Source organism: Salmonella sp. WC3 (genome assembly GCF_042932255.1).
Lineage (GTDB): Bacteria > Pseudomonadota > Gammaproteobacteria > Enterobacterales > Enterobacteriaceae > Salmonella > Salmonella enterica.
In genome coordinates, this window is sequence record NZ_CP170629.1 from 2228336 (window position 1) to 2245143 (window position 16808).

The window sequence follows — 16808 nt, forward strand, 5'->3', positions numbered from 1 at the left end:
GCCAACTGAGCGCCTGTTCTGTCAGTGCCGGATAGCGCTAACGCTTAGCCAGTCTACAGAACATTACTTTGTAGGCCCGGTAAGCGCAAGCGCCACCGGGCATTAACATCACGACGATTTACGCACGCGCAGGTACCACTCGCACAAAAAACGAACCTGCTTACGGGTATACCCTTTCTCCATCATCCGATCGACAAAGTCGTCATGCTTTTTCTGCTCGTCAGTCGACGTTTTGGCGTTAAAAGAAATGACCGGCAACAGCTCTTCAGTATTAGAGAACATTTTTTTCTCAATCACCGTGCGCAGCTTCTCGTAACTGGTCCAGTTTGGATTACGGCCGCTATTGTTGGCTCTGGCGCGCAGGACAAAGTTTACTATCTCATTACGGAAATCTTTCGGGTTACTGATACCCGCTGGCTTTTCAATTTTTTCCAGCTCGGCGTTCAGCGACTCGCGATCGAACAGTTGACCGGTATCCGGGTCGCGATACTCCTGATCCTGAATCCAGAAATCCGCATAAGTCACGTAACGATCAAAAATGTTCTGCCCGTACTCAGAATAAGATTCGAGATAGGCCGTCTGGATCTCCTTGCCGATAAATTCGGCGTATTTCGGGATCAGGTAGCCTTTCAGGAACTCCAGATAACGCTCAGCTTGCTCCTGCGGGAACTGTTCACGCTCGATTTGTTGTTCCAGAACGTAGAACAGATGTACCGGGTTTGCCGCCACTTCCACATGGTCGAAGTTGAATACGCGGGAGAGGATCTTAAAGGCGAATCGGGTGGAGAGACCGTTCATCCCTTCGTCCACGCCCGCATAGTCGCGATACTCCTGGTACGATTTAGCTTTAGGGTCGGTATCTTTCAGGCTTTCACCGTCATAAACGCGCATTTTCGAGTAAATACTGGAATTTTCCGGCTCTTTCAGGCGGGAAAGAATCGAGAAGCGCGAAAGCGTTTCCAACGTGCCCGGCGCGCAGGGCGCATGAGCCAGCTCGCTATGATTAAGCAGTTTCTCGTAGATTTTGATCTCTTCGGAGATTCGCAGGCAATAAGGCACCTTCACGATATAGACACGGTCGAGGAACGCTTCGTTATTTTTATTGTTACGGAAAGTCACCCATTCAGATTCGTTTGAGTGGGCAAGTATGATGCCATTAAAGGGCAGGGCGGAAATACCTTCCGTACCATTGTAGTTACCTTCCTGAGTTGCGGTCAGCAAGGGGTGCAGCACCTTAATAGGCGCTTTAAACATCTCGACGAACTCCATGATCCCCTGGTTAGCGCGGCACAGCGCGCCAGAGTAACCATACGCATCCGGATCGTTCTGGGCGTGATGTTCGAGTTTACGAATATCCACCTTGCCGACCAGCGCCGAAATATCCTGGTTGTTTTCATCGCCGGGTTCCGTTTTGGCGATGGCAATCTGCTCCAGAATGGAGGGCCAGACTTTCACCACGCGGAATTTAGTAATATCGCCGCCAAACTCATGCAGGCGTTTGGCCGCCCACGGGGACATAATCGTACCGAGATAGCGGCGCGGAATACCGTACTCTTTTTCCAGAATCTGCGCGTCTTCCTGCGGATTAAACAGGCATAATGGATGATCGTTGACCGGACTACGCTCGCCGTTGGCGCTTAAAACATAAATTGGCACGCGCTGCATTAGCGATTTCAGCCGTTCAGCGAGCGATGATTTGCCACCCCCCACAGGTCCCAGCAAATAGAGAATTTGCTTCTTCTCTTCCAGCCCTTGCGCCGCATGTTTCAGATAAGAGACAATCTGTTCAATCGCGTCTTCCATGCCGTAAAACTCTTCAAACGCAGGATAGCGAGCAATAACCCGGTTGGAGAAGAGTCGGGAAAGTCGGGGTTCCTGGGCAGTGTCGACCATATTAGGCTCGCCGATAGCCATTAATAGCCGCTCTGCCGCGTTGGCATAAGCACTGCGATCTTGCCGACAAATGGTAAGAAAATCCTGCAGTGTGAACTCTTCGTCCTTGGCAGCTTCGTAACGCTGGCGATAGTGATCGAATATATTCATGATATGCCATCCTTTCGTTTTTTCGCACATGTTAAGAGCCGTTCATATGAATAGTAGAGGCTCCCGGAAGAGGTAGACTGAACGCCGTCTCTGCTAAGGAAAAAAAGCAACTCTCATGCCATTTTATTGGTCAGAAGATCAACGTGTCCGGTGATACACCTTCTTAACATTAAGCGTAGATGGCATTTGCAAAACTTGCCTGTACGCGTCAGTGGATTTCGATGACATATCAATAACTCATCAGGTAGAAAAGGCTGGTGGATATCAGAAAAAGCGTTCCCGGTCACATAACGATCATCAGCCGATCATCTGAAAATAATCGGTGATGGTGATATTAAACGGTTACATTGTGTAAAATAGTTGGGCTTACAGGTATTGGCGGTTACACTTTTGCCGCAGAACATTTGAATAAGGAATTATGGATTGTGACCAAACTTAAACTTCTGGCTCTTGGCGTGTTTATTGCAACATCCGCCAGCGTCGCGCACGCTGCCAGAACTGTACGTGGCGCTTTGCCTGTCACGGCGGTTGTCCGAAACATCGAATTTGCATGGACGGCGGCGAACGGCAAAATTATCTCTGTAAAGGATATCTGGAGTTCTTTCAACATGTGACGCCCTATATGAATGTGATGCGTCAATTATTACTGAATCAGCGACCCGCCGCGCATATTACCCGCATCGTCGACATGATTGCGGATGACGTTCGTCAGTGACAAGAAAATCGCCCCCTTGCGCGGTATGATGCCGGACATTACCGTAGGGTCTAAGAGTCCTGTATTGTTTTACCGTCGAGTGACATTGAAAAGGAAATGAAATCAGTGAAAAACGTAACGTTTTGCGGGCAGGTGACGCTTCCTGCCATCGGACAGGGAACATGGTATATGGGCGAGCGCGCGGATCAACGTCAGCGCGAGGTTTCGGCGTTGCGCGCGGGGCTGGATTTGGGGTTACGCCTTATTGATACAGCGGAAATGTATGCCGACGGCGGGGCGGAAAAGGTCGTGGGCGAGGCGTTAGCAGGGCGACGCGATGAGGCGTTTCTGGTGTCAAAAGTGTACCCGTGGAACGCTGGCGGCCAGAAGATAGTTGCCGCCTGTGAGGAAAGCCTGCGTCGTCTGAAAACAGATTATCTCGATCTCTATCTATTGCACTGGGCCGGAAGCTTTTCATTCGAAGAGACCGTTGAAGGTATGGAGCGGCTAATCGCGCAGGGGAAAATTCGCCGTTGGGGAGTCTCTAATCTTGATTATGACGATATGCAGGCGCTGTGGCGCATCCCTGGGGGACAGCAATGCGCGACAAATCAGGTGCTTTATCATCTGGCGTCACGCGGTATTGAGTATGATTTATTGCCGTGGTGTCAACAACAGCGAATGCCAGTGATGGCCTACAGCCCGCTGGCGCAGGCTGGCCGATTACGTAGCGGTTTACTGAATCATCCGGTGGTGAATGAAATTGCGCAAGCGCATAACGCTACGGCGGCGCAAATCTTACTGACGTGGGTGATTGCGCATCCGGGCGTGATGGCGATCCCGAAAACCGGAAGTACAGAACACGTGAAGCAAAATGCGGCGGCGCTTGAGATTACCTTGTCAGCAAACGAACTTGCCTTACTGGACAACGCCTGGCCTGCGCCAAAAGGGAAAACCGCGTTGGATATGGTGTGACGCCGGATAAAATGTGTAAGCGCCGCCATCCGGCAGGTCATGCCTGATGGCGGCTGACGCCTTTCAGATCCTATAGCAACGCCGTTATCCATTCACTTTTAGCGTTTAGCGACGCAGATAGTCTGCGCCAGACGAGAGGGCTTTTCTTCTGTGGCTTGTTGCGGCGCAGTAGCGTAAACCGTTTCAACGCAGACAAACGTTTTATAGCCGTCATCCGGCATGTCGCCCATGCTAACGGACAACGCCGGGCCAGGGTTCCAGCCTACGACGTTAAGGTGATGGTGGTGGACCACATCAATCGTGCGGTTTAATGTCGCATCGTGGATCACGCTACATGCTTCAGGATTGAGGTAAACGCGATCGGTACGGTCCGGAAAGGTTTGTATACCGTCGGTCAGGACACCTTCTTTAGCGTCGTTAACTTTATCAATAAACCGATCGCCGAGTCCGCTGACCTTAACGTTGGCGATGTCGCCAACGTTAAAATAGCTGTGGAGCGCGGATGTGGTTGCAAACTCGCCATGCGCTTCCAGTTCAATTTCACAGGTTTTGCCCACTTTAAAACGTGCCAGCAGCGTGAAATCGTGCGGCCAGTATTTCCGGGTGGCCTCACTGCTTTGCAGCTCAAATGTCAGCATTACGCCATTATCATCTTCATTATGCGCTTTTAGCGCCCACGGTAGATTACGCGCAAAGCCGTGTGACGGCAGACCCTGTTGAGCCGCAGGTCCAAACCAGGGCCAGCAGATCGGTACACCGCCGCGTAGCGCCACGCCGGTTTTGAAAGGCGTATTATTACTGAGCCACAATACCTCTTCCTCGCCAATGGGTTTCCAGGAGAGAAGGTGCGCGCCCTGTAATGCAAAAGAGGCTTTAACCTGCGGATGGTCAACGACGATCAGATCCAGGTCATCAAGCTGACGACGGGAAAGGACAGGGGTAAGCTGTTCGATAACCGGGAGGGCAAAAATTTTATTAATCATTACGCAATCCTCTTAACCCTAAATAATTCGAGTTGCATGACAAGGCGCTTGTGCCTTGACCAGTGCTTGCGCTGGCCCGTAGAGGCGAGGCCGCAGGCCGAGTAACGCGGCAAGTGACGACAAATTCATCGGGAACGAATTTGAACAACCGTAGGTAACCTTCGGCCAGGGACATGGACATCCCTGATTCATCCCGATAAGTTCGACTTCCGTCAGTGATTCGGGTGAGAAAGCATAGCCAACACACCTGCAACTTGAAGTATGACGGGTATATCTTTAAGCAAAAAAAAAGAGCGACCTGAGTCGCTCTTACCAATGACTGTGTCATCTCAACTTATTTGGAGATGTGAGCAATCAGGTCCAGTACTTTGTTAGAGTAACCGGTTTCGTTGTCGTACCAGGAGACCAGTTTCACGAAGTTGTCGTTCAGCGCGATGCCTGCTTTAGCATCGAACACGGAGGTGCATACTTCGCCGTTGAAATCGGTAGATACAACGTCGTCTTCGGTGTAACCCAGAACGCCTTTCATTTCGCCTTCGGCAGCAGCTTTAACAGCAGCTTTGATCTGCTCGTAGGTAGCCGCTTTTTCCAGACGAACAGTCAGGTCAACAACGGATACGTTCGGAGTCGGAACGCGGAACGCCATACCGGTCAGTTTGCCATTCAGTTCAGGCAGTACTTTACCTACCGCTTTAGCAGCGCCAGTAGAGGACGGGATGATGTTCTGAGATGCACCGCGGCCGCCGCGCCAGTCTTTGTGAGACGGGCCGTCAACGGTTTTCTGGGTTGCGGTAGTCGCGTGAACAGTGGTCATCAGACCTTCGATGATGCCGAAGTTGTCGTTGATAACTTTAGCCAGCGGCGCCAGGCAGTTGGTGGTGCAGGAAGCGTTGGAAACGATGTCCTGGCCTTCGTATTTGTCAAAGTTAGCGCCTTTAACAAACATTGGGGTGTTGTCTTTAGACGGGCCCGTCAGAACCACTTTTTTCGCGCCAGCGGTGATGTGTTTACGCGCGGTTTCGTCAGTCAGGAAGATACCGGTAGCTTCAGCCACTACGTCAACACCAACTTCGTCCCATTTCAGGTTAGCCGGATCGCGTTCAGCGGTAACACGGATTTTTTTACTGTTAACGATCAGATGACCGTCTTTCACTTCAACAGTACCGTCGAAACGGCCGTGAGTGGAGTCATATTTCAGCATGTATGCCATGTACTCTGCGTCTAACAGGTCGTTGATTGCAACGATCTCGATGTCAGAACGTTTCTGAGCAGCACGGAAAACAATGCGACCGATACGGCCAAAACCGTTGATACCTACTTTGATAGTCATATATTCCACCAGCTATTTGTTAGTGAATAAAAGGTTGCCTGTAAAATTACAAAAACCTTACGCAGCGTCAAGCGGAATCGTGTCAATCATTGCGACAAATCAATCCTCTGCACAACCTTTGCGCGGCTGATTCGCCTCACTCTTCCTTTCGGCTTGAAACCACATGGGGGCGCCGCCCCGAATTTTAAAGGGCAACCGAGATAATAATGTGACATCAGTCACGATTCGTGAGCCGCCATTTCGCAATGATCAAGTTTAGAACAAAAGTTGGTACTGAGGTGTTAATGTTTTGTTAGAATCGGTCAGGCAATGTGAGCACGTTTAAAGTGAGATGTGAGCAAATGGCTAACCAACCTTCAGCAGAAGAACTCAAGAAAAAATTGTCCGAAATGCAATTCTACGTGACGCAGGATCGTGGCACAGAACCGCCATTTACCGGACGCCTGCTACATAATAAACGCGATGGGGTTTATCACTGCCTGGTCTGTGATACGCCGCTTTTTCACTCCCACACCAAATACGATTCAGGCTGCGGCTGGCCTAGCTTTTACCAGCCTGTCAGCGAAGAGGCGATTCGTTACATAGACGATTTTTCTCATGGAATGCAGCGTGTCGAAATTCGTTGCGGTAACTGCGATGCGCATCTCGGACACGTTTTCCCGGACGGGCCGCAGCCAACCGGTGAGCGCTATTGCGTTAACTCGGCCTCGCTGGCCTTTTCTGACGAGAAAAACGGCGATCAACTGAAAGGCTGAAAAAACGATTCAGCAAATTATTCCACAGGAGCGGACACATCATGAATCTTGATGAGATCATTAACAGCATGACGCCGGAAGTGTATCAACGTTTATCCACCGCCGTTGAGCTGGGTAAGTGGCCGGATGGCGTGGCGTTGACGCCGGAACAGAAAGAAAACAGCCTGCAACTGGTGATGCTATGGCAGGCGCGGCACAATACCGAAGCGCAACATATGACGATCGATACTCACGGTCAGATGGTGATGAAAAGCAAGCAGCAGCTCAAAGCGGATTTCGGTATTACGTCAAAGCCGATTGCGACATTGAAAATGCAGTAACGGCAGCCGGATAAGAGGTAGCCGCCATCCGGCGGTTTCATTGCCAATGCGTTGTGCTTACCGTGCCTGCTCATTGCTGCCAGGCACAGGCCCGCCATATTTTTACCCATTAACGCTTAATGTACATCGAGTCCGCCAACTGTTTCGCTAACTGATTATTGTCATCGGCGGCCTATTCCCAGAACTTGCGCCAGCCAGCCCGCGCTTTTTAATCTGGTCCGCGTTGATCGCCACCGAGCGCGGATTTTCATAAGGGAGGGCAAACAGCGCTTTCCCCCGGCAGACTTCACTGACAGCAGCAGGCCAGGCGTTTGAGTCATACGGATTGGCGTTGAAATACTGCGTGCCGTAGGCCATGTCGTAAGTCATCAAATTGATAAAGTCGAGCTACGGGGCTATAGCTTTCACGTCCAGCCAGCTTTTCGGACTTTCCGCATTCGCGCCGACGGCGAGGGTGACCCGTTTTTGGGGCCTATTAGCTGACGAAGCGCTTTTAAATGCGACGTTAAACGAATATTCCCAGTCAAGATCGATCCCATCGAGACCATATTTGTCGACAATCTTCTGCGCCGGTTTAATAAACACCGCGCGGGCTTCTTTAACGATCCTCTTCGACATCTAAAACAGAAACACGCCACAGAATGGAGTGACGAAAAAATAACCGCAGCAGATTAGCGTCTTCATCCATGGAAACCTGCGCAGGCGTTCACGCCGTCTTTCGCGATACGGCTTCCATCTTTTTGGTTTTATCGCCGTTTGTTTCGTTGAGTTTGTGATCTTGGTTGGTAAATACAGATCATTATCTGTGTTTTAAAGATTTATCATTGACCTTAAAGATTTTATGGTTAAGTATGATGAGCATTGATGCACACCAAACACAAAGGAAGATGCAATGAAAGCACTGGCGAGATTTGGCAAGGCCTTTGGCGGCTACAAAATGATTGATGTCCCGGAGCCGGTATGCGGTCCGGAAGACGTGATTATCGAAATCAAAGCGGCGGCGATCTGCGGCGCGGATATGAAGCACTATAACGTTGACAGCGGGTCCGACGAATTTAACTCCGTTCGCGGTCATGAATTCGCCGGACGTATCGCGCGGGTGGGCGAAAAAGTGAAAGACTGGAAAGTCGGCCAGCGCGTGGTTTCTGACAACAGCGGACACGTTTGCGGCGTTTGTCCTGCCTGTGAACAAGGCGATTATCTGTGTTGTACAGAAAAAGTGAATCTGGGTCTGGATAACAACACTTGGGGCGGTGGATTTTCCAAATACTGCCTGGTTCCGGGAGAAATCCTGAAAATCCATCGCCATGCCCTGTGGGAGATCCCGGAAGGCGTGGATTACGAGGAAGCCGCAGTACTGGACCCTATCTGCAACGCCTATAAATCTATCGCCCAGCAATCCAAATTTTTACCCGGCCAGGACGTGGTAGTCATCGGCACCGGTCCGTTAGGTCTGTTTTCGGTCCAAATGGCCCGCATTATGGGGGCGGTAAATATCGTGGTGGTTGGCCTGGATGAGGATGTTCCTGTCCGTTTCCCTGTGGCCAAAGAACTCGGCGCGACGGCGTTTGTTAACGGCTCCACGGAAGATGTCGTCGCACGCTGCCAGGAGATTTGCGGCAAAGACAACCTCGGTCTGGTGATCGAATGCTCCGGTGCCAACATTGCGCTTAAACAGGCCATCGACATGCTGCGGCCAAATGGTGAAGTGGTTCGCGTCGGTATGGGATTTAAGCCGCTCGATTTCTCCATTAACGACATTACTTCCTGGAACAAAAGCATCATTGGGCATATGGCCTATGACTCCACATCCTGGCGCAATGCGATTCGCCTGCTTGCCAGCGGCGCTATCAAAGTAAAACCAATGATCACCCATCGTATCGGTCTTTCTCAGTGGCGCGAAGGCTTTGACGCAATGGTCGATAAGACAGCCATTAAAGTGATCATGACCTACGACTTTGATGAATAACCCTTCTGCTAAAGGAACGTTATCGCATGGAACAGATAACAAAACCGCACTGCGGCGCCCGGCTGGATCGCCTGCCGGATTGCCGCTGGCATTCATCAATGTTTGCCGTCGTCGCCTTTGGTCTGCTTGTTTGCTGGAGTAATGCCGTCGGCGGATTAATTCTTGCCCAGCTCAAGGAGTTAGGCTGGACCGATAATTCCACGACAGCCACCTTCTCCGCCATTACCACGGCGGGGATGTTTCTCGGCGCGCTGGTGGGCGGCATTATCGGCGATAAAACCGGACGCAGGAACGCCTTTATTCTTTATGAAGCGATTCACATTGCCTCGATGGTCGTGGGCGCATTTTCACCGAATATGATGTTCCTGATTGCCTGTCGTTTTGTGATGGGCGTGGGATTAGGGGCACTACTGGTCACGCTGTTCGCCGGATTTACCGAGTACATGCCCGGCAGAAACCGGGGAACCTGGTCGAGTCGTGTTTCGTTTATTGGCAACTGGTCATATCCATTGTGTTCCCTGATTGCAATGGGGCTGACGCCGCTAATTAGCGCGGAATGGAACTGGCGCGTGCAGTTACTGATCCCGGCTGTGCTGTCGCTGATTGCTACCGCGCTTGCCTGGCGATACTTCCCTGAATCTCCCCGCTGGCTGGAATCGCGCGGGCGTTATCAGGAAGCCGAAAAGGTTATGCAGGCCATTGAAGCAGGCATCGAACGTCAGACAGGAAAACCGCTGCCGCCGGTTGTTATTGAAAGCAGCGGCAAGCCGCCGCGTTCCGTACCGTATTCAGCGTTGCTCACTGGCGTATTACTGAAACGCGTTATTTTGGGTTCCTGCGTGCTGATTGCCATGAACGTTGTGCAATACACGTTAATTAACTGGCTGCCCACCATCTTTATGACACAGGGCATCAACCTCAAAGATTCGATCGTTTTAAATACCATGAGTATGTTCGGCGCACCGTTTGGCATATTTATCGCTATGCTGGTAATGGATAAAATTCCGCGCAAAACCATGGGTGTCGGTTTATTAATTCTGATTGCCGTGCTGGGATATATTTATTCGCTGCAAACCAGCATGTTGCTCATCACCTTAATTGGCTTTTTCCTGATTACCTTTGTCTATATGTATGTCTGTTATGCCTCGGCGGTCTATGTGCCGGAGATCTGGCCAACAGAAGCGAAACTTCGCGGTTCCGGCCTGGCGAACGCTGTCGGCAGAATCAGCGGTATCGCTGCCCCCTATGCGGTGGCGGTATTACTCAACGGTTATGGCGTGACGGGCGTTTTCGTCCTGCTGGGCGCTGTCTCGATTATCGTCGCCGTCGCAATAGCGACTATCGGAATCGAGACCAAGGGTGTTTCGGTCGAAAGTCTGGGCATTGATAAGGTCACGAGTAAATAAAGGAATAAAAATGAAAAATTCAAAAGCGATATTAAAAACGCCGGGCACCATGAAAATTATCGCAGCGGATATTCCGGTGCCAAAAGATAACGAAGTGCTGATCAAAGTGGAATATGTCGGTATTTGCGGTTCAGATGTTCACGGTTTTGAATCCGGGCCATTCATTCCGCCGAAGGATCCAAATCAGGAAATTGGCCTGGGGCATGAGTGTGCCGGAACGGTCATTGCGGTCGGCAATCGGGTAAGCAAATTTAAGCCAGGCGATCGGGTTAATATCGAGCCGGGCGTGCCGTGCGGCCACTGCCGCTATTGTCTGGAAGGAAAATACAATATTTGTCCGGATGTTGATTTTATGGCGACGCAGCCGAATTATCGCGGGGCCTTAACGCACTATCTGTGCCATCCGGAAAGTTTTACGTACAAGCTTCCGGACAATATGGACACTATGGAAGGTGCGCTGGTGGAACCTGCTGCTGTTGGAATGCACGCGGCAATGCTGGCGGATGTTAAACCGGGTAAGAAAATCGTCATTCTCGGCGCGGGCTGCATTGGTTTAATGACCCTGCAAGCGTGTAAGTGTCTGGGGGCGACCAATATCGCGGTAGTGGATGTGCTGGAAAAACGGCTGGCAATGGCTGAACGACTGGGAGCGACAACCGTTATCAATGGGGCGAAAGAAGATACTGTCGCGCGCTGCCAGCAGTTCACCGACGATATGGGCGCCGATATTGTGTTTGAAACCGCCGGTTCCGCCGTCACAACTCAGCAAGCGCCGTATCTGGTCATGCGCGGCGGGAAGATCATGATTGTTGGCACTGTCGCGGGAGATTCAGCGATTAATTTCCTCAAAATTAACCGTGAAGTCTCCATCCAGACGGTATTCCGCTATGCCAACCGCTATCCGGTGACTATTGATGCCATCTCCTCCGGGCGTTTCGATGTGAAATCAATGGTGACGCATATTTACGATTACAAAGACGTGCAACGTGCATTTGAAGAATCGGTGAATAACAAACGCGACATTATTAAAGGCGTTATTAAAGTTTGCGATTAATAAAAAACGGGAGAAACAGCGATGTTGGCAGATATAAAATATTGGGAAAATGATGCACAAAATAAACATTACGCGATTGCGCACTTTAACGTGTGGAATGCGGAAATGTTGATGGGAGTGATTGATGCGGCGGAAGAGGCAAATTCGCCGGTTATTATCTCCTTTGGTACCGGATTTGTGGGCAATACTTCATTTGAAGACTTCTCTCATATGATGGTTTCCATGGCTAAAAAAGCCTCTGTGCCGGTAATTACCCACTGGGATCATGGACGTAGCATGGACATTATCCATAATGCCTGGACGCACGGCATGAACTCGCTGATGCGTGACGCTTCATCCTTTGACTTTGAAGAAAATATTCGCCTGACCAAAGAAGCCGTTGATTTCTTTCATCCGCTGGGTATTCCGGTAGAGGCGGAGTTAGGGCACGTAGGGAACGAAACGGTGTATGAAGAGGCGTTGGCGGGGTATCACTATACCGACCCGGATCAGGCGGCGGAATTTGTAGCGCGCACCGGTTGTGACTCGCTGGCGGTCGCCATCGGCAACCAGCATGGCGTGTACACCTCTGAACCAAAACTGAATTTTGAGGTCGTGGAACGCGTGCGCCAGGCAGTTTCCGTACCGCTAGTGTTACACGGCGCTTCCGGTATTAGCGACGCGGATATCAAAAAAGCCATTTCGCTGGGCATCTCGAAAATCAATATCCACACCGAACTGTGTCAGGCCGCGATGGTAGCGGTAAAAGAGAATCAGGATCAGCCGTTCCTGCATCTGGAACGCGAAGTACGCAAAGCGGTAAAAGCCCGCGCGCTGGAAAAAATCAAACTGTTCGGTTCAGATGGTAAAGCGGAATGATGATATGGACGAAATCGAAGTTCTTTGCATAGGGGCGGCCATTGTCGACATTCCTTTGCAACCGGTTAGTAAAAATATCTTTGATGTCGATTCGTATCCATTAGAACGAATTGCCATGACCACAGGGGGAGATGCGATTAATGAAGCCACGATTATTTCGCGTCTCGGGCATCGCACTGCGCTAATGAGTCGCGTTGGCGACGATGCGGCAGGATATTTTATTCTCGACCACTGTCGGAAGGAGAATATCGATATTCAGAGCCTGAAGCAGGATGCTGATATTGATACCTCAATTAATGTTGGGCTGGTGACTGATGATGGTGAGCGCACCTTTGTCACTAACCGTAACGGCAGTCTGTGGAAGCTAAATATTAACGATGTCGATTTTGACCGTTTTTCTCAGGTCAGGCTGTTATCACTGGCAAGTATCTTTAACAGCCCGCTGCTGGATGGCAAAGCATTAACGGCTATTTTTACTCAGGCGAAAGCGCATCAACTGGTTATCTGCGCTGACATGATCAAACCGCGGCTGAATGAAACTCTGGACGATATTCGCGAAGCGCTAAGTTTTGTCGATTATCTGTTTCCTAATATTGATGAAGCCAAAAAACTGACCGGGAAAGAGACGCTGGATGATATTGCCGATTGTTTTTTGCAATGTGGCGTAAAAACAGTGGTGATTAAAACTGGCAAGAAAGGCTGCTTTATCAAAAGCGCCGATATAAAAATGGAGGTGCCTGCGGTGGCAGGCATTACCGCCATCGACACTATTGGCGCCGGCGATAATTTTGCATCGGGATTTATCACCGCGCTGCTGGAGGGAAAAACGCTGCGTGAATGCGCACGGTTCGCCAATGCGACGGCCGCGATATCGGTACTCAGCGTGGGCGCCACAACGGGCGTGAAAAACAGAATGCTAGTGGAACAACTCCTGAATGAATACGAAGGGTAATAGCGGCAGATGAAAATGATACCTTTAGGTAATACAGATATAGCGCTTTCCCGTATGGGACTCGGCACCTGGGCTATCGGCGGCGGTCCGGCATGGAATGGCAACCTCGATATGCAGGTCTGCATCGATACTATCGTTGAGGCGCACCGTTGCGGTATTAACCTGATTGATACGGCGCCGGGCTATAACTTTGGCAATAGCGAAGTGATTGTCGGCCAGGCGCTGAAAAAATTACCGCGTAACGAGGTGGTGGTGGAGACCAAATGCGGGATCGTCTGGGAGCGGGAAGGGAGCCTGTTCAATAAAGTCGGCGATCGCCAGCTTTATAAAAATCTTTCTCCGGACTCTATTCGTAAAGAAGTCGATGCCAGTCTCCAGCGACTAGGGATTGATTATATCGATATCTATATGACCCACTGGCAGTCGGTACCGCCGTTTTTTACGCCGATTGCAGAAACCGTTGGCGTGCTCAATGAGCTGAAAGCAGAGGGGAACATCCGTTCTATCGGGGCGGCGAATGTAGATGTCAGCCATATCCGCGAATACCTTAAACATGGCGAGCTGGACATCATACAGGCGAAATACAGCATTCTTGACCGGGCGCTGGAAACGGAGCTGCTGCCTCTATGCCGCGAGCACGGCATCGTGGTACAGGTTTATTCGCCACTGGAGCAGGGATTGTTAACCGGCACCATTACCCGTGACTATGTTCCCGGCGGGGCGCGAGCGAATAAACTCTGGTTCCAGCGTGAGAATATGTTGCGGGTTATTGATATGCTGGAGCAGTGGCAGCCATTGTGCGACAAATACCATTGCGCCGTCCCGACGCTGGCGCTGGCGTGGATATTGCGACAAAGCGAACTGATTTCGATACTGAGCGGCGCCACGTCGCCGGAGCAGGTACGAGAGAATATCGCTGCGCTGTCCATCACCTTAACGGATGACGATGCGTTATTGATGAGACAAATGGCGGAAGCGCTGGACAATCCATAAGCAATACATTACACCTCTTTTTTGGCGAAATGCAGATAAAATCTGTTATTCAAACGGCTTATTTTGAAAGTAAACATAGTCTGTGAGATACTCAACGTTTATCATGACGTCGAAAACAGAGGTGTAATCGTGGCGGCGAAAGACAGGATTCAGGCGATCAAACAAATGGTCGCTAATGATAAAAAAGTAACAGTCTCTAACTTGAGTTCAATTTTTCAGGTAACCGAAGAGACAATTCGACGCGATCTGGAAAAACTCGAAGATGAAGGCTTTTTGACTCGAACTTATGGCGGTGCGGTATTAAATTCGGCGGTGCTGGCTGACAATATCCATTTTTATAAGCGTGCAAAATCGTTCTATGAAGAGAAGCAAATTATAGCCCGTAATACGCTTCCGTTTATTAAAAACAAAACAACGATGGCCGCCGACTCCAGCAGTACGGTAATGGAATTGCTAAAACTGCTGAAAGACCGAAACGATCTTACTTTGTTAACTAATTCAGCGGAAGCTTTCCATGAACTGGCGCAATCGGACATTAATCTTGTTTCTACGGGCGGTGAGTTAAATAAAAATACGCTATCGCTGCAGGGGCGTATCACTAAAGAAATAATCAGCCGTTATCATGTTGATATTATGGTAATGAGTTGTAAAGGGCTGGATATGGCGAGCGGGGCGCTTGATTCTAACGAGGCGGAAGCTGAAATCAAAAAAACGATGATTCGCCAGGCCACAGAGGTGGCGTTATTGGTGGACCATTCAAAATTTGATCGCAAAGCGTTCGTGCGGTTGGTCGATTTTAGTCATATCCATTACCTGATAACGAATAAAACGCCAGGTGATGAATGGATCGCATTTTGCGATAAAAATAATATCCAGCTTGTCTATTAATCGATAGATTATCCTTGCCTGGATTGTTTTCGCCTGGACTATGCCAAAAAAAACGGCAGATGATAGCAAGTGCGGCAAATACCCCTTTGCCGCGAGACAATAATTTATTATTTTGCTGCGTTAGAGGCCATCCAGATGGAAGACAATGATCATATCGGCGCCAGACTAGACCGCTTACCTTTATCCCGGTTTCATTTTCGTATTTTTGGAATAATTAGTTTTGGCCTGCTATTAACGGGGTTTTTGAGTTACTCAGGAAATGTGGTTCTGGCCAAATTGATAAACAATGGTTGGTCGAATAATTATCTTAATGCCGCGTTCACATCGGCACTGATGCTTGGCTATTTTATTGGTTCGCTTACCGGCGGTTTTATTGGGGATTACCTGGGGCGTCGAAAAGCGTTTCGCATTAATTTGTTGCTTGTGGGCATCTCCGCAACGGCTGCCGCATTTGTTCCCAATATGTACTGGCTGATTTTCTTTCGTTGTCTGATGGGGACAGGCATGGGAGCATTGATTATGGTTGGATATGCTTCTTTTACCGAGTTTATCCCTCCCGTTGTACGAGGAAAATGGTCCGCGCGTCTCTCTTTTGTAGGGAACTGGTCACCGATGCTGTCTGCGGGGATTGGCGTAGTGGTCATTGCGTTTTTAAGCTGGCGGATGATGTTTCTTCTTGGTGGGATAGGGATGCTGCTGGCGTGGTCTCTTTCGGGGAAGTACTTTATCGAATCGCCCAGGTGGTTAGCAGGTAAAGGGCGGCAACGCGAGGCTGAACAGCAGCTTCTCATGATTGAATCGCAAATAGAAAAAGAAAAAAGTATTGTTTTGCCGCCGCATCAGGAAAGCAATAAATCCACGGAATCGCGCTTTGAAAACGGTACATTCTGGCTCTTATTCAAAGGACAAATGTTGCGGCGCACGTTAGTGGCGATCACTGTATTGATTGCGATGAACATTTCGCTTTATACCATTACGGTATGGATCCCGACAATTTTTGTTAATTCAGGAATTGATGTTACAAAATCCATTTTCATGACCGCCATCATTATGATTGGCGCGCCGGTGGGCATATTTATCGCCGCGCTCATTATTGATCATTTCCCCAGACGGTTATTTGGTTCGCTGTTGCTTATCGTTATTGCGGTAGTAGGATATTTTTACTCAATACAGACTGAGGAATGGGCCATTCTGGTTTATGGACTAGTTATGATTTCCTTTCTGTATATGTACGTCTGCTTTGCCTCGGCGGTTTACGTTCCCGAATTATGGCCTACGCACCTTAGACTACGTGGATCGGGTTTTGTGAATGCGGTAGGACGGATCGTCGCTGTCTTTACCCCCTACGGCGTGGCAGTTTTACTGACCCGGTATGGATCTGTCACCGTTTTTGTTGTGCTGGGTATGCTGCTGGCGGCGTGCGCGCTGATATTATTTTGTTTTGGCATTGAAACGAGAAGAGTTTCGTTAGAAGCGCTCTCCAGCCTGCGTTGAGCTTTGCCTGGTAGCGGCGCTGACGTGACGTATCCGGCCCAAAGATCTATGCAATGGTCTCACCGTTGCGTGATGTATTGACCGGATACGATAC

14 protein-coding genes and 3 pseudogenes are annotated in these 16808 nt (G+C 49.8%); 13 read left to right on the top strand and 4 right to left on the bottom strand.

Annotation, left to right across the window (positions count from 1 at the left end):
• Nucleotides 1–108: 108 nt before the first annotated feature.
• Nucleotides 109–2043: a protein kinase YeaG gene (gene yeaG, locus ACFK9X_RS10685; protein WP_151116381.1), complete on the bottom strand. Its 1935-nt coding sequence runs from the start codon at nt 2041–2043 to the stop codon at nt 109–111.
• A gap of 425 nt (nt 2044–2468) precedes the next feature.
• Here yeaG and ACFK9X_RS10690 point away from each other — a divergent pair.
• The 3 genes and pseudogenes from ACFK9X_RS10690 to ACFK9X_RS10700 all read left to right on the top strand — a co-directional run.
• A pseudogene (locus ACFK9X_RS10690) lies at nt 2469–2534 on the top strand (hypothetical protein); the annotation flags it as partial.
• Nucleotides 2528–2758 (top strand): annotated as a pseudogene (locus ACFK9X_RS10695) (anaerobic sulfatase maturase); the annotation flags it as partial. The pseudogenes ACFK9X_RS10690 and ACFK9X_RS10695, both read left to right, overlap by 7 nt.
• Nucleotides 2759–2854: 96 nt before the next feature.
• The gene (locus ACFK9X_RS10700; protein WP_151116383.1) at nt 2855–3712 is read left to right on the top strand and encodes an aldo/keto reductase; all 858 of its coding nucleotides are present in this window, start codon (nt 2855–2857) and stop codon (nt 3710–3712) included.
• A 98-nt stretch (nt 3713–3810) separates the two neighbouring features.
• On the opposite strand, the gene ACFK9X_RS10705 is transcribed toward ACFK9X_RS10700, so the two are convergent.
• Nucleotides 3811–4695 (bottom strand): D-hexose-6-phosphate mutarotase, encoded by an 885-nt coding sequence (locus ACFK9X_RS10705; protein WP_000608652.1) that lies wholly within the window; start codon nt 4693–4695, stop codon nt 3811–3813.
• Between the two features lie 334 nt (nt 4696–5029).
• The gene (gene gapA / locus ACFK9X_RS10710; protein ID WP_151116385.1) at nt 5030–6025 is read right to left on the bottom strand and encodes a glyceraldehyde-3-phosphate dehydrogenase; all 996 of its coding nucleotides are present in this window, start codon (nt 6023–6025) and stop codon (nt 5030–5032) included.
• A gap of 341 nt (nt 6026–6366) precedes the next feature.
• On the opposite strand from gapA, the gene msrB reads away from it, so the two are divergent.
• Nucleotides 6367–6780: a peptide-methionine (R)-S-oxide reductase MsrB gene (gene msrB / locus ACFK9X_RS10715; RefSeq protein ID WP_001519539.1), complete on the top strand. Its 414-nt coding sequence runs from the start codon at nt 6367–6369 to the stop codon at nt 6778–6780.
• A 41-nt stretch (nt 6781–6821) separates the two neighbouring features.
• Nucleotides 6822–7100 (top strand): YeaC family protein, encoded by a 279-nt coding sequence (locus tag ACFK9X_RS10720; RefSeq protein WP_001046864.1) that lies wholly within the window; start codon nt 6822–6824, stop codon nt 7098–7100.
• A gap of 175 nt (nt 7101–7275) precedes the next feature.
• Here ACFK9X_RS10720 and ACFK9X_RS10725 read toward each other — a convergent pair.
• A pseudogene (locus tag ACFK9X_RS10725) lies at nt 7276–7697 on the bottom strand (glycosyl hydrolase family 18 protein); the annotation flags it as partial.
• A 295-nt stretch (nt 7698–7992) separates the two neighbouring features.
• Here ACFK9X_RS10725 and ACFK9X_RS10730 point away from each other — a divergent pair.
• From ACFK9X_RS10730 to ACFK9X_RS10765, 8 genes are all read left to right on the top strand, one after another.
• Nucleotides 7993–9069 (top strand): zinc-binding dehydrogenase, encoded by a 1077-nt coding sequence (locus ACFK9X_RS10730; protein WP_151116387.1) that lies wholly within the window; start codon nt 7993–7995, stop codon nt 9067–9069.
• A 26-nt stretch (nt 9070–9095) separates the two neighbouring features.
• Complete coding sequence (locus ACFK9X_RS10735; RefSeq protein ID WP_000435326.1) at nt 9096–10475, top strand: MFS transporter; 1380 nt, start codon at nt 9096–9098, stop codon at nt 10473–10475.
• A gap of 10 nt (nt 10476–10485) precedes the next feature.
• Nucleotides 10486–11529 (top strand): NAD(P)-dependent alcohol dehydrogenase, encoded by a 1044-nt coding sequence (locus tag ACFK9X_RS10740; RefSeq protein ID WP_001624385.1) that lies wholly within the window; start codon nt 10486–10488, stop codon nt 11527–11529.
• A 21-nt stretch (nt 11530–11550) separates the two neighbouring features.
• Nucleotides 11551–12387 carry a ketose-bisphosphate aldolase gene (locus tag ACFK9X_RS10745; protein ID WP_000878870.1) on the top strand — a complete coding sequence of 279 codons (837 nt, stop codon included), beginning with the start codon at nt 11551–11553 and terminating at the stop codon, nt 12385–12387.
• A 4-nt stretch (nt 12388–12391) separates the two neighbouring features.
• Nucleotides 12392–13339, top strand: a complete 948-nt coding sequence (locus tag ACFK9X_RS10750) for a sugar kinase (protein WP_023210673.1) — start codon at nt 12392–12394, stop codon at nt 13337–13339.
• Between the two features lie 9 nt (nt 13340–13348).
• Nucleotides 13349–14332 (top strand): aldo/keto reductase, encoded by a 984-nt coding sequence (locus ACFK9X_RS10755; protein ID WP_151116389.1) that lies wholly within the window; start codon nt 13349–13351, stop codon nt 14330–14332.
• 129 nt (nt 14333–14461) lie between these two features.
• Complete coding sequence (locus tag ACFK9X_RS10760; RefSeq protein WP_000719104.1) at nt 14462–15220, top strand: DeoR/GlpR family DNA-binding transcription regulator; 759 nt, start codon at nt 14462–14464, stop codon at nt 15218–15220.
• 135 nt (nt 15221–15355) lie between these two features.
• Entirely contained in the window at nt 15356–16714 is a 1359-nt protein-coding gene (locus tag ACFK9X_RS10765; protein WP_057935504.1) for an MFS transporter, read from the top strand.
• Nucleotides 16715–16808 lie beyond the last annotated feature (94 nt).